12 protein-coding genes are annotated in these 13446 nt (G+C 56.9%); 3 read left to right on the plus strand and 9 right to left on the minus strand.

Features of this window, described 5'->3' with window-relative positions:
* Positions 1–13: 13 nt before the first annotated feature.
* From NP590_RS04525 to NP590_RS04555, 7 genes are all read right to left on the minus strand, one after another.
* Positions 14–1567 carry a cytochrome ubiquinol oxidase subunit I gene (locus NP590_RS04525; RefSeq protein WP_256601055.1) on the minus strand — a complete coding sequence of 518 codons (1554 nt, stop codon included), beginning with the start codon at positions 1565–1567 and terminating at the stop codon, positions 14–16.
* The gene (locus NP590_RS04530) at positions 1557–1799 is read right to left on the minus strand and encodes a hypothetical protein (protein ID WP_256601056.1); all 243 of its coding nucleotides are present in this window, start codon (positions 1797–1799) and stop codon (positions 1557–1559) included. The genes NP590_RS04525 and NP590_RS04530 overlap by 11 nt, the downstream gene beginning before the upstream one ends.
* A 33-nt stretch (positions 1800–1832) precedes the next feature.
* Entirely contained in the window at positions 1833–2873 is a 1041-nt protein-coding gene (locus NP590_RS04535) for an urease accessory protein UreH domain-containing protein (RefSeq protein WP_256601058.1), read from the minus strand.
* A 37-nt stretch (positions 2874–2910) separates the two neighbouring features.
* Complete coding sequence (locus NP590_RS04540; protein ID WP_256601059.1) at positions 2911–4743, minus strand: multicopper oxidase family protein; 1833 nt, start codon at positions 4741–4743, stop codon at positions 2911–2913.
* Positions 4744–4910: 167 nt separating this feature from the next.
* Positions 4911–5339 (minus strand): phosphate-starvation-inducible protein PsiE, encoded by a 429-nt coding sequence (locus tag NP590_RS04545; RefSeq protein WP_256601060.1) that lies wholly within the window; start codon positions 5337–5339, stop codon positions 4911–4913.
* A 3-nt stretch (positions 5340–5342) separates the two neighbouring features.
* On the minus strand, positions 5343–6269 hold the full coding sequence (locus NP590_RS04550) for a sulfite exporter TauE/SafE family protein (RefSeq protein WP_256601061.1): 927 nt from the start codon (positions 6267–6269) through the stop codon (positions 5343–5345).
* Positions 6270–6283: 14 nt separating this feature from the next.
* Positions 6284–6976 (minus strand): MBL fold metallo-hydrolase, encoded by a 693-nt coding sequence (locus NP590_RS04555; RefSeq protein ID WP_256601062.1) that lies wholly within the window; start codon positions 6974–6976, stop codon positions 6284–6286.
* Positions 6977–7162: 186 nt separating this feature from the next.
* Between NP590_RS04555 and NP590_RS04560 the strand changes: the two genes are divergently transcribed.
* Both NP590_RS04560 and NP590_RS04565 read left to right on the plus strand, forming a co-directional pair.
* Positions 7163–8554 (plus strand): sigma-54 interaction domain-containing protein, encoded by a 1392-nt coding sequence (locus tag NP590_RS04560; protein ID WP_256601063.1) that lies wholly within the window; start codon positions 7163–7165, stop codon positions 8552–8554.
* A gap of 112 nt (positions 8555–8666) precedes the next feature.
* Positions 8667–10538 (plus strand): cytochrome c peroxidase, encoded by a 1872-nt coding sequence (locus tag NP590_RS04565; protein WP_256601064.1) that lies wholly within the window; start codon positions 8667–8669, stop codon positions 10536–10538.
* A 100-nt stretch (positions 10539–10638) separates the two neighbouring features.
* On the opposite strand, the gene NP590_RS04570 is transcribed toward NP590_RS04565, so the two are convergent.
* Entirely contained in the window at positions 10639–11112 is a 474-nt protein-coding gene (locus NP590_RS04570) for an MEKHLA domain-containing protein (protein ID WP_256601065.1), read from the minus strand.
* Positions 11113–11313: 201 nt separating this feature from the next.
* On the opposite strand from NP590_RS04570, the gene NP590_RS04575 reads away from it, so the two are divergent.
* A complete protein-coding gene (locus tag NP590_RS04575; protein WP_256601066.1) occupies positions 11314–11751 on the plus strand; it encodes an RNA-binding protein in 438 nt (145 codons plus the stop codon).
* 104 nt (positions 11752–11855) lie between these two features.
* On the opposite strand, the gene NP590_RS04580 is transcribed toward NP590_RS04575, so the two are convergent.
* Entirely contained in the window at positions 11856–13376 is a 1521-nt protein-coding gene (locus NP590_RS04580) for a fumarate hydratase (RefSeq protein ID WP_256601067.1), read from the minus strand.
* Positions 13377–13446 lie beyond the last annotated feature (70 nt).

Consider the following 13446-nt stretch of genomic DNA (forward strand, 5'->3'; position numbering starts at 1 on the left):
GTTTTCCTGGCGATTAGTGGGCGGAACGCGGTTCGAAGCAGTAGCGGCCGGTATGCAGGCTGCTGGGCCCGAGCCGCACATACTTCAACATCAGATACATTTCGATGATCAGCAGCACGGTGTAAAACAGGGCAAAACCGCCGATACTGAACCACAGCTGGTCGGCGCTGAGGCTGGACACGCTCATGTGGGTCGGTAATACGCCGGAGATGGTCCAGGGTTGGCGGCCGACTTCGGCCACGAACCAGCCGGTTTCGGCGGCGATCCAGGGCAGGGGTATGCACCATACCGCCATGCGTAGCAACCAGCGCTTCTGGTCGGCAACCCGGGTGGCGCAGTAATAAAAGGTCATGCCGAAGATGAACAACATGGTGAAACCGCAGGCGACCATGATGCGAAAGGTCCAGAACAAGGGCGCGACCTTGGGAATGGTGTCGTTGGCGGCCTTGGCTATCATGTCTTGATTCGCGTCCACCACCTTGTCGGTATATTTTTTCAACAACAGACCATAGCCCAAATCGGCTTTATGCGCTTCGAAAGCCGGTTTGGCGCTCAGGTCGCCGGCCCGCAGTTTCTGCAGATTGTCGTAAGCCAGCATGCCGCTTTTGATGCGTTCTACGCTTTCTTCGCGCAAGTCTTTCAAGCCCTTGACGTCTTCGTCTATGGAGCGGGTGGCAATCAAACCCAGTACGTAGGGGATTTTGACGGCGTAATCGGTTTTCCGGTTTTCCTGATCGGGGAAGCCGATCACCGTAAAGCTGGCCGGCGCCGGGTGGGTTTCCCATTCCGATTCGATGGCGGCCAGCTTGATTTTTTGCGTCTCGCCAGAGGTGTAACCGCTTTCGTCGCCGAGCACGATCACCGACAGTACCGACGCCAGACCGAACGCCGAGGCAATCGAGAAAGAACGCCGGGCGAAACCGATGTCGCGTTTGTTCAGCAAATACCAGGAGCTGATGCCGAGCACGAACATCGAACCGGTGACATAACCCGCCGCCACGGTATGCACGAACTTGACCTGGGCCACCGGGTTGAAGAAAACATCGGCGAAACTGGTCATTTCCATGCGCAGGGTTTCGTAATTGAATTCGGCGCCGACCGGATGTTGCATCCAGCCGTTGGCGATCAAAATCCACAGGGCCGACACGCTGGTGCCGATCGCCAGCAACCAGGTCACCAACAGATGTTGTACCTTGCTGAGTCTGTCCCAGCCGAAGAAGAACAGGCCGACGAAGGTCGATTCCAGGAAAAACGCCATCCAGCCTTCGCTGGCCAGCAAGGGCCCGAAGATGTCGCCGACGTAATGCGAATAGTAGGCCCAGTTGGTGCCGAACTGGAATTCCAGCGTCAGGCCGGTGGTCACCCCCATCGCGAAATTGATGCCGAACAACTTGCCCCAGAATTTGACCATGTCCTTGTAGACTTCGCGCCCGGTCATTACATAGACCGATTCCATGATGCCGAGGATGAAGGTCATGCCCAGAGTCAGCGGCACGAATAAAAAGTGATACAGCGCGGTCAGACCGAACTGCATGCGGGACAGCATGACAATATCTTCACCGAACATGGGAAGGCTCCTGGCTTGCTTGCGAGGAAAAGTCGGGATTGCCGGATTGCGGCGCGGCCGGCAAGGCAAAATGCCCGGCTATATCCGGTTTGGCGGTGGGTTTATCCAGCCAGCGAAAAATCAGAAACCAGAGGCCGATCAACAACAGGATTTTGATCAGCATGGCAATGCCTATCTCCCAACGCAGTAGGCTGGGTTTAGGCAGGGTCGGCTGCATGGGCGCGTGCTGCATGGCGTTATCTCCTTTAATCCGATAAAAGTAGTTTTAATGGGCCGGCGGCGCGGTTTGGGTTTGCCCGCTCATTGCCGGCATGTGTCCGCCCTTGAGCAGCATCAGGCCGCGTTGTGCCATCATTAGCCCCATGGCGATTACCAGCAGGCCGGAAACCCTAACCATCTGCCGCATGGCGCCATGCGACAGCAAGCTGGCGAATAAGCCGAATCCCAATAACGGTAACAAGGTGCCCAGGCCGAACAGCAACAAAATCATGCCGCCCTGGAAGGGATCACCGCTGCCGGCCGCCATGATGTACATGGCTTGCAGAGGCCCGCACCCCAGCAGCAACCCGGTCAATAAGCCGGTGCGCAGAGCGCTGCGTCGGGGCCGGCGGAATTCGTCGGCTACCACCCGGTCGACGGTTTTGGGCATGCGCAGGGTAAAGCGGCGTAGAAGCGCAAACACGTTGAGCATTTTCAGGCCGTATATCAGCAGAAAAACGCTTGCGGCCAGTGCCACGCCGCCGCGCATTTGCGGGGTAATGGCGATGGCGGCCCCCAGCAAGCCAAAACCCGCGCCCAACAGCGTGTAAGACAGGGTCTTACCGAAGGCGTAACTCAGATGTGCCAGCAACTGTCTAGCCTTGGTCTGGGTCGGATCGGTATAGCCGACCACAAAACCGCCGCACATGCCGATGCAGTGAAAGCCGGTCAGAAAGCCTATGCCCAGCAGTACGGCATGGCTCATGTGCGGCTTGATTTGTTGCATTACGCCCGGCATCAGGCCCTTGCCCCAGAACGCCACGCCGCCCACCAGGATCAATAAGACCAGAAAAAGCAGTGTTCGCTTGATTTTGTCAGCCGTCGATGTCGAAACGGTCGAGACAGCATAGCCTTTGCTTTCTATGCAAGCGCGGATGCGCGCTTCGTCGACGACCGCCTCATCAAATTCGACATCCAGCGCGGCATTTATATAACTGACTTTAACGTCGCGCACCCCCGGCAAGGCACTAACCGCCTGGCTGAGGATGTCCTCGCAACCCGGGCAATGCATGCCGCCGATCGATAAATGTCTGCTGGTGATTGACATATCCTGCTCCCTGATAATTGGCGCCTGGAACGGGCTCTCATTCCACCAAAAAGTCGCGCATCATGCCCATGTCCTCATGCTCCAGATTATGGCAGTGGTACATGAACAAGCCTTTAAAATCCTGGAACGGCTTGATGATCTTGACGCTTTCGCCGGGCATCACCAATACCGTGTCTTTCCAGCCGCCATTGATGAAGCCATCCTTGACGGTGGCATAATCATCGCTTTCGCCCATGCCGATGTTGCGGCCGAGAATCTGGAAATATTGGCCGTGCAGGTGAATGGGATGGGCCATCGACATCATCATGCCCATGCCGCCCATGCCACCCATTTTATGACCGCCCTCGCCGCTATCGTTGCCGTGGCGCATGCCCATTCCCATGCCTCCCATGCGATGACCGCCTTCGCCCTGAGCTTTATCGCCATCGTGATTCATACCACCCATCATGCCCATGCGTCCCATTTTGTGTCCGCCGGACTCGGATGGCTTATCACCACCGTGACCGCCGCCGTGGGCATGGAAAATCTCCATCAATTGCACGGTGTTGAGCGGGATACGTTCGCTGGGCAGAACGTCGTTGTAGGCGTAGGGCCGGCCGTTCAGAACCATTTTCATCGGCCCTTCGGAAATTCCGATGGGTACAGGTTTGTTGGGGTTGGCGGTGTCGGCCAGGGTGTAGTGTTTGATGGTGGACAAGCGGTTCGGCAGCTTGGGACTGTCGCTAACGCTTTTGGTCACGCGCACCGTGAAAATCGGGTAATCGCTACCGACCGGCAAGTTACTGCCGTGCATGCCCATGCCCATGCGATGGCCGCCGCCACCGTGCCGCCGATCGTCGCCGCCGTGTTTTCCCGTCATCATGCGTTCGGCCATTTTCGGCAATACGCCGGAAAAAGAACGGCTGCGCAAAACAAGCTGGGAGCCGACTTTGCGCCCGCTGAAATCCGCCCACACATCCAGACGTTCGCCGGGGGCCAGCATCACGTAGGGTTTGTTGACGGGGGTTTCCAGCAAGCCGCCATCGGTACCGATCACCGTGACCGGTGACTTGTCGTCCCAGGCCAGCTTGTATATGCGCGCCGTTGAGCCGTTGAGGACGCGGAAGCGATAAGCCCGACTGGCGACGTCGAGCTGAAAATTGGCGCGACCGTTGACCAGAATGCGGTCGCCGTAAAAGCCCATCATGCGGTCGTGCATATGACGCACATATTGCAATTGGTTGTTGGCGTCGAATAGCCGGTCCTGAATCACGATCGGTACTTCGTATTCGCCGGCCGGCAACTCCAGACGGCGTTCTTCGTCGTCATTGACCAATATGGCTCCGGCCAGGCCGTGATAGACCTGTTTGGCGGTGGTATTGTGCGGATGCGGGTGGTAAATGTTCATGCTGGCGCGGTTGAGCATTTCGAACTCGTAGACCAGCGTTTCACCCTTGTCGATCGCATAAAGCGGATGGCCGTCCTGTTCCGCCGGCACATGCAGGCCGTGCCAGTGGGTGACGGTCGGTTCGGTTAGTTGATTATGCAGATTGATACGGATCTTCTGGCCTTTTTCAAAGCGCAGGACCGGCCCGAGATAGGAATCGGGAATTTCGGTCAACGTGTTGGCCGGGCCCTTAACCAGCTTGGCAAAATACTGCTGTACGCGAGTCGGTTGACCGGGCAGTATAGACACTGTCGACGGTTTACAAATCAAGTCGATTTCGACATCGGGATGAAAATTGGCCGAGGCTTTTTTAGGCGTCATTTTCGGCATTTCGCCCATCCCTTCCATGGCTCGCAGCCAGCCCGGCAATCCCGCATAGGCTAATAATCCAGCACCGGTTTGCGCAAAAAAGCGCCGGCGTGAAGGGTTGATTGAGTATTTCATAATGTCTCCTCGACCTTGACAGGTTCTTTTTGTAATCATTTTTGAAAATCCCGTTTGTGCGGTATTTTCGTCCCCCAACGGTTACTACTCCCTGATGATGGTCAAGCTTGTTAGCCTGACGCAGATCGTCGGTCTCCGCGCGACGATGTAAACGGTTTGACTTAAGTTCAGTGGATCTCCGATTCCGACGGCGGTTTGCGGATGACCCGGGTGGCAATCGCCAACAGTAAAATCGCCACGGATACCCATAACATGCCCATGCCGGCCTCGTGATGCGCCTGCACATCGGCAATCACCAAGCGGGCCAGCGCGGTGATGGCGATGTAAATCAGACAGCGCACCGGCATGGCGTTGGTCTTGAAATAAATCCCCACCATCGCACCCAGTTCAAGATAGATGAACAACAATAAAATGTCGCCGATGGTGGCGTGGCCTTGCCCCATCATGCCGATATAGGCGAGCACGCCGGACCAGACCACGCTGGCGCCGATTACAAACAGGGCCAGGTAATGAAAAATCTCTATCAGCAGGTTGCCCATGGTGTCGACTCGGGTTTTCCAACGTCGATGCAGGTTGGCAAAATGTTCGCTATCCATGGCTTAGCCCTTTGAAACTTTATTAAGTGTGAACACGGCGGCGTCCGCCTTGTGAACCCAGTGACCGATGCGCAGTAGCAGTAACAGCAGCAGCAAGCCGACCAGCAGGCGTCCGGCGTCTGCGGCATTCGTCAGCCACTGTTGCAGCGAATCGAGCATTTGCGCGCTGACGGCTTGAGATAGCACATAAGCGGCAACCAGCGTCACCATGATCCCGAAGGCTTTCCGCAATAGAGCGGGTTTAACGTAGGCCGAGAGCCAGGCTCCAATCGCGCTGCCGAAAATGGCGCCGGCGCCGACCAGCCCGGTCAATTCCCAATCCAGCGCCACGTATTGGCTGTAACCGCTTAGACCCGCCACGGCGTTCATGGCAATGATCAACAACGAGGTGCCGACCGCGCCCTGCATCGGCAGGCCGACCAGCAGGGTCAATGCCGGCACGATCAAAAAACCGCCGCCCACTCCGACCATGCCGGTCAAGCCGCCGACGAAAAAACCGTCGAACAGTACGCGGAAAAACGGCACCCGCAGCGGACATACCGATGTGGGGTTGACGGCTAAGTCGGTTGGGGTTTCGTCGCGTTTTCCGCGCAGCATCAGCAGACCGGTGGACAGGCTGACCAAGCCGAACAGCGCCATCAAAATGTCGTCGGCAAAGTGCGCGGCCAGACGGCCGCCGCCGAATGCGCCGACCATGCCGGCCAGTCCGAAGAACAAGCCGCTTTTCCAGCACACAAAACCGCGGCGAGCGTGGGAAATCAATGCCATCAAACTGGAGATGCCCACCACCACGAAGGATGTCACGATGGCTTGTTTCGGCTCTATGTGCAGTACATAGACCAGCATGGGCACGGTCAGGATCGAGCCGCCGCCGCCGAGCAGGCCCAGCAGCAAGCCGATGACGATAGCCAGGCCGAGGGTTAAAAACATTCGCCTAAGCTCGCCTATTCCGCGGCCAAGCCGCAGGATTGGTTGGCGGGCAGGGCTTGGTCGATAAATTTCGGGTAGGCCAGTTTGAGGTCTTGCATGGTGGCAATAAATTCGTCACGCGATTTACCTCCGCCCAGGCGGGCATTTTTGACCATCTCCTGCTTGATGGTCGAGACCGTGTTGCCTTGATAATCGTGGCCTGGGTACACCAGGGTATCCGGCGGCAGGATGAACAATTTGCCGGTGATGCTATCGTACAGTTGGCCGGCGTCGCCCTGTTGGAAGTCGGTGCGGCCGCTGCCGCCGATCAACAAGGCATCGCCGGTAAACACCCGGTCGGCCATCGCATAACTGACGCAGCCGGCGGTATGGCCGGGAGTATGCAGCACTGCAAACTCCAGCTCGCCGACCTGCAACAGCACGCCGTCGGTGACCAGTAAATCGGCGCACATCGCGCCGGCATCGCGATGCACGATACTTTTACTCCCTAATGTATTGCGAAGTAAACCGGCTCCGGTAATATGATCGGCGTGAACGTGAGTCTCCAGGGTGTAGATCAGTTTCAAGTTCAGGGCTTGCAGCAGTTGAATATAGCCGTCGACTTCCGAGGCCACCGGATCGATCAATACCGCGCGGCGGCTGCGTTCGCAGCCCAATAAATAGCTGTAGGTCGAGGTTTCGGGTTCGAACAATTGGCGAAAGATCATGGTCATACTCCATCAAGAACTAAATCAGTATAGTCTGATAAAGTTATATCAAGTATCGTGCCAAGACTCTCCAGCGCTGCCGCCGCTGGATTTCAAGCCCTGCAGGCCGGCTTGTTGTGTTTCATGTTGAAACATTGAAACACTTGTGCCATAGTGTGAAACATATTTGAAACAAATCCCCCCGCCATGAGCCAATCTTCCCCCTTTTTTAACCGCTGGTTGAGCAGGATAGGTCCCGATCAGGTCTTGACCATACTCACCGATCTGCTGGATGCCGGCGCCGTGTTTGCGGTGGATGCCGGTGGTAAAGTGTTGTTCTGGAGTAAAGGGGCGGAAAAACTGTTCGGCCTGACGGCGGAAGCCGTTCTGGGTAAACCCTGCGCGGAAACGCTGGGTTGCGAGGAAGGTCAAGACCCTTGCGGTCTGGCCGAGCTGGGTTCGATCAAGGCGCAAATAGTCAATCCCAAGCGCGCCAACGGCGAGCGCGTCACCTGCTACCGTACCGCCCGCGCCTTCTTCGACGCCAATGGAGAATTCGCCGGCGCGCTGGAGTTTCTGCGGCCGCAAGCGGCAAGCGAAACGGCGCTCGGCATACGGGAAAACAGCGAAAGTTTTCACGGTATTTTGACCCGCGACCCCATCATGCTGGAGGCGATCAAAATCATCCGCAATGTCGCGGAAACCGAAGCCACCGTATTGATACGCGGTGAATCGGGTACCGGAAAGGAACTGGTGGCCAGGGCCTTACACCAGGAAAGCCCGCGTCATCAGCGGCCTTTTCTGGCAATCAACTGCGCCGCGCTGTCTCCAAGCCTGTTGGAAAGCGAACTGTTCGGCCACGTCAAGGGGGCATTTACCGGGGCGCTGCGGCAGCATGACGGCTTGTTTCAGCGCGCGCATGGCGGCACGCTGTTTCTGGACGAAGTCGCGGAATTGCCCTTGGAATTGCAAGCCAAACTGCTGAGGGTTTTGCAGGAACAAAGCTTTACCCCGGTGGGCGGCGACGCAATCCTCAACGTCGACGTCAGAATTATCGCCGCCACCCATCGTTCGTTGCGCGAAGAAACCAAAGCGGGACGTTTTCGGGAAGACTTGATGTATCGGTTACGGGTGGTGCCGGTGTTTCTGCCGCCGCTGAGGGAAAGGCGGTTGGATGTAAACCTGCTGCTCTGGCATAGCATCGGCCTGCACAACCTTCACGGCAGGCGGCATGTCGACAGTATCGCCCCGGATGCCATGCGGCGTTTGCTCGATTACAGTTGGCCCGGCAATGTCAGGGAACTGATCAACGTTGTCGAATACGCCTTTGCGGTGGGGCGCGGCAACGAATTGAGTCTGGATGATTTGCCGCCGGAATTTCGCGAAGTAAAGCCGGCCGCCATTCCCGAAACCCAAGCGGCGGCCGGACATAAAACCTTTCGCGGCGAGGCGGACTTGATCCGCGAAGCCTTGCAAATCACGGGCGGCAATCTGGAGGCCGCCGCTAGTTATGCCGGCATGAGCCGAGCTACATTCTGGAGAAAGCGAAAAAAATATAACATCGATCCGGTTGCGGATTTTTCCGGCGCTGACGGATAGGCCGAGGTTGACAGCGCCGTCCAACTGGAATATTAGTTATTAATAATATGTGTTGTCGGGATCAATGGAATCCCGCCGGCGAAATTTGAATCCTTGGCCTGGGCTGAAATTTATGAAAACCTCTCGTTTGATCGGCCTGCTGGCTTTGGTAACCGCTTTAGTCTGCCGGGCCGAAATCCCCTTGGCGCCGGGTCATGCCGTCTTGCCGTATCAATTGGCCGCGCCCGCCAGCTATTCGCTGCCTGTGGTCGGAGCCGCCGGCGACGGCGAGATTTTGACCGGCGACAACCAGCCCAAGCGTCTGCATGAGCTGATGGGCGACAAACTGGTGTTGTTGAGTTTTATTTACGCCACGTGCAGCGATGTAAACGGTTGCCCGCTGGCGACCCAGGTACTGCATAAAATCAGCCGGCAATTGCAAAAACAGCCGGAATTGGCGGCCAAGCTGCGCCTGTTGACCCTGAGTTTCAATCCGGCCCACGATACGCCGGACATGATGCGCCAGTACGGTTCCGGCTTTAAAACCGGCGAATTCGATTGGCGGTTTTTGACTACCCGCGACGAACAAACCCTGCAACCCATACTGGACGCCTATCAGCAAAACGTGCAAAAAATTTATGACGAACAAGGCCAATTTACCGGTACTTTTTCGCATTTGCTGCGGGTTTATCTGATCGATACCGACAAAAATATTCGCAATATCTACAACGTGGACTTTCTGCATGCCGACACGGTCATTAACGACGTGAAAACGCTGTTGGCGGCACCTAATGAGTCGGCGGCCGCGCGGCCGGCAGTCGCGGAAAATCTATATCAAGCCGGTGATAACAAACAGAACTATCAGCGGGCCGATTACCACACCCGCTCGCTGGCGCTGGAGCATAGGCGAGGCCAGCCGGCCAAACTGATCGAGTTTGTAAAAAAACCGCCGCTGGGGCTGCCGAAACTGCCGGAGCCGCCGGATAACCCCGTTACCGCCGCCAAAATCGATTTGGGCCGTAAATTGTTTTACGACCGCCGGTTGTCGTTCAACAATACCTTTTCCTGCGCGATTTGCCATATTCCCGAGCAGGGTTTCAGCAGCAACGAAATGGCGACCGCCGTCGGCGTGGAAGGCCGTAGCGTGCGGCGTAACAGTCCGTCGCTATACAACGTCGCTTATGCGCAACTGCTGTTTCACGACGGCCGGGAAAACAGCCTGGAGCAACAGGCGTGGGGGCCGCTGCTGGCGCATAACGAAATGGGCAATCCGTCCATCGGCCATGTGGTGGATAAAATCAAGGCCGGCGCGGACTACCGGGGCCTGTTCGAAAAGGCCTTTGGAAAAGGCCCTGGCATGGAAACCATCGGTCAGGCCCTGGCCAGTTACCAACGGGCGTTAAATTCCGCCGATTCGCCGTTCGACCGCTGGTATTTCGGTAAACAAAGCCAAGCCCTGAGCGATGCCGCCCGGCGCGGATTCGAGCTGTTTACCGGCAAGGCCGCCTGCGGCGGTTGCCATGGCATAGGCGAAAAGTCCGCCTTGTTTACCGACCAAAAACGCCATAACACCGGCATCGGCTATGCCGAATCCATGCTAAGAGTGCCGGACAAGCAGCGGGTGCAAGTGGCGCCGGGCGTGTTTGTCGATGTGGACGCTAAAAGCTTGCAAGGCGTCGCCGAAGCCAGAGCCAACGACCTGGGTTATTACGAAATCAGCCAAAATCCGGCCGACCGCTGGGCATACAAAACGCCGTCGCTGCGTAACGTGGCGCTCAGCGCGCCCTACATGCACAACGGCAGCCTTTCCAGTCTGAAGGATGTGGTGGAGTTTTATAACCGGGGCGGTATCGCCAACGAAAATCTGTCGCCGCTGATCAAGCCCCTGGGGCTTTCGGACGCGGAAATCGACGATCTGGTGGCATTTTTACAGGCGCTGACCGGCGGTAATGTCGAAGCTTTGGTTTCCGATGCCTTCGCCGCGCCGGTGGGAGATAGCCGATAAATGGTGCCGGAGGTAAGCTACTTGCGGGTGGCATTCGAACCGAGAGGGAAAACAATGACACGTTTTGCGAAACCGGCGAAAGGCGGGCAGAGCCGAAGGATTACAAATAAGTCCAATCGCTGAAGCAGGCGGCCTGTCCCAGATACCGACCCAGCCGGTCATGCACATTCCAGATCGCCACATTATCTATCCTGAAGCGCCGGCCGGTTTTGGAAACGCGGATGCCCGTGTAATTATCCACAAAACCCTTATCCGTGACCGCCGCCATCAGGCGTTCGCGGGCTTGTTGATTTTCTGGCTCTACCGACAATCTGGACGGCATGCCGATCAATTCGTCCCAGCTTAATTCGAATAATTCCAGAGCCTTTAGATTGGCGTAGTTAAACAAGGGGTCCGGGTCGGTGTTGTGCGACAGCAGGGCGAACTCCGCCTCAAATACCCGCTGTCCCAGGCAGTCCTCGCCGATGTCGTGCAAAAATGAGCGCTGCAACAGCTGTCGATAACTATCGATCAGTAAAGCCACATGGTCTCGGTAAAAATGATTGCCCTGAGCGGGCGCCGGTATTTTTTGCATGGTTTAGCCGGCATCCTTGAAGTTGATCGTCATCGTAACCATTATTGACTGGAAAGGTGGCGCAAATATTACCATCAGATTAAAAAATCCATTTTAACCTTATAGCGGGCTACACTTTGCCCGGCAAACCGGACAGCCAGCGCGGTTGTAGCCGGTTGTTTTTCGATTTAATCAGGCGGGTTTCTCGACAAGGCAGGCACGATGATCCTAATTTTGAAACGAATCAGCGAATCCACGCTGGTTCCCGATATTGAATCCTTTATCAGCCCCGCGCTTAAAGGGGGTTTGTTTAGCAAACCGGGTAATCTGGTAAAAATCAGCATCCAGATGTTAACGGCCGCCAATTCGGATAAAGCGGAATTCAACGCCTTGGTGAGGGTGGAGCCGGATGCGGCGGCCATGCGCATCATCAAGCAGCTCAACCGGAAACCGTTGAACGGTAAACCCATCAATATTGCGGAATATTCCTTAAGACTGCGCAACAACGACCGGCGCGGCAACAGCTCGCGGCTGGCAAACGACAGGCGGCGCCAGGATCGCAGGCGCTCGGAGTTGCAATTGATGGATGTCACCGCGCAAAGGATAACAGACGTCATGCCAAGAGCGGTCAAGGGCTGGGAAACCGACATCACGCTTTAGGATTCCGCCCACAATAACTTACGCATACCGCTCTCCGGGCTAGGGCGAGGGATATAAATATGGGATTCATTTGGGCTGGAATCCTTGGCCGGCAAGCGGCCGGCTTACACTACCGTCACCGGAATTTTGCCTATCCGGGATTGCCAATATTTCGGCGCCGTGTCGTGTATGGACTCGCCGCGGCTATCCACCGCTACCGTCACCGGCATATCTTCCACCACAAATTCATGAATTGCTTCCATACCCAACTCGGGAAAGGCCACCACGCGGGACTTGCGGATGGCTTTCGACACCAGATAGGCCGCGCCGCCGACCGCGATCAAATAGACCGACCGATGTTTTTCGATGGCCCGCAGCGCCGCCGGGCCGCGCTCGGCCTTGCCTATCATGCCCAGCAGACCGGTCTGCGCCAATACGGTATCGGTAAAGCCATCCATGCGGGTGGCGGTGGTGGGGCCGGCCGGACCGACCACTTCGTCGCGCACCGGATCGACCGGGCCGACGTAATAAATGAACTTATCCTTGAAATCGACGCCTTCCGGCAGCGGTTCGCCCTTGTGCAGCAGATCGACGATGCGTTTGTGGGCGGCATCGCGGCCTGTCAGCAGCGTGCCGCTTAACAGCAAGGTTTCGCCGGGCCTCCAGTCGGCGATGTCCTGTTTTGTGAGAGTGTCTATATCGACCCGGCGGGCGTTGCCGGCCGCTTGGGTGATGACCGGCCAATCCGTCAGTTTTGGCGGCGTCAACAGCGCCGGGCCGGAGCCGTCCAAGACAAAATGGGCGTGGCGGGTGGCTGCGCAGTTGGGGATCATCGCCACCGGTTTGTTGGCGGCGTGGGTCGGATAATCGAGGATTTTCACATCCAGTACCGTGGTCAGGCCGCCCAGACCTTGCGCGCCCAGGCCCAGCGCGTTGACCTTGTCGTAGAGTTCCAGCCGCAACTCTTCCAAGGCATTGACCGGTCCACGGGCAAGCAAATCCTGAATATCAATCGAACTCATGCAGGCCTGCTTGGCCAGTATCATGGCTTTTTCGGCGGTGCCGCCGATGCCGATACCCAAAATCCCCGGCGGACACCAGCCGGCGCCCATGGTCGGCACGGTTTTCATCACCCAGTCGACGATGCTGTCGGAAGGATTCAGCATAATGAATTTGGCCTTGGCTTCCGAACCGCCGCCCTTGGCGGCCAGTTCCACCTCGACTTTGTCGCCGGCCACCAAATCCATGTGGATCACCGCCGGGGTATTGTCTTTGGTGTTGATGCGCTTACCGGCGGGATCCGCCAGGATGGAGGCCCGCAATACGTTATCCGGTTGCAAATAGGCTCGGCGCACGCCTTGGTTGACCATCTCGCCAACGTCCAGTTTGGCGTCCCAGCGCACGTCCATGCCGATCTTCAAAAACACCGTCACGATGCCGGTATCCTGGCAAATCGGCCGCCGGCCCTCCGCGCACATCCGCGAATTGATCAAAATCTGCGCCATCGCATCCTTGGCCGCCGGGCTTTGTTCCTTTTGATACGCCGAATATAGTGCCTGGATAAAGTCCTTGGGATGGTAATAGGAAATGTATTGCAAGGCATCGGCGATGCTTTGAATGAAGTCGTCTTGGCGGATGGTGGTCATGGCTCGTTCCGATGGGATTGACATAAGGCGGGGAATTTATCACGCCAGCCCCCGCCAGTACCAATACTAA

The organism is Methylomonas subterranea, from assembly GCF_024505185.1.
GTDB classification, from domain to species: Bacteria; Pseudomonadota; Gammaproteobacteria; order Methylococcales; family Methylomonadaceae; genus Methylomonas; species Methylomonas subterranea.